This is a genomic window from Burkholderia sp. YHN3-13 (genome assembly GCF_055810675.1).
On the sequence record NZ_JBVVNQ010000088.1, the window covers coordinates 1 to 722 of the forward strand.

Annotated in this window: 1 pseudogene; it reads left to right on the forward strand. The window is 64.5% G+C overall.

Annotation, left to right across the window (positions count from 1 at the left end):
- Positions 1–24: 24 nt before the first annotated feature.
- Positions 25–722, forward strand: a pseudogene (locus AC0KUR_RS38005) (hypothetical protein); the annotation flags it as partial.

Sequence of the window (722 nt, forward strand, 5' to 3'; positions counted from 1 at the left end):
GACTCGATGTACATCCCGAACCTGATGGTGGGTAACCTGACGGTATCCGGTACCACGACGCTCAGTGGCGTTGCAGTCTCGTACTTCCACGCTAATTCATCGTTGACCGACGGCACCGCGTCGGGCACCAACAGCGTCGCAATCGGGCCCGTTGCAACGTCGACCGGCACCAATTCGGTAGCAATCGGCAACGCCGCCACGGCGAGCAACGCCAATGACGTCGCGCTGGGCGCCGGCTCTAAAACCGCGGCCGCCGTCGGCACATCGAGCGCGACCATCAACGGCACGACCTACAACTTCGCGGGCACCTCCCCGAGCTCGACGGTGAGCGTGGGCGCCGCCGGTAGCGAGCGCACCATCACCAACGTGGCCGCCGGCCAAATCAGTGCAACGAGCACCGATGCCGTCAACGGTTCGCAACTGTATGCGACCAACCAGGCCGTGGGCGCGATGGGCAGCAGCGTCACCAGCCTGTCGACCGCTGCGAGCTCGCTCTCGACGGGTCTGAGCACGACCAGTAGCTCGGTGTCGTCTCTGTCGACTTCCACGTCGACGGCGATCGCCGCGCTCAGTACCACGCAAGGCGGCGTATCTTCGCTGTCGACGGCGCTGAGCACGACCAACAGTACGGTGATGTCGTTGTCGACGTCGAGTTCCACCGGGATCAGCACGGCACAAAGCGGCGTGAACTCGCTGTCGACGGCGCTGAGCACGACCAACAG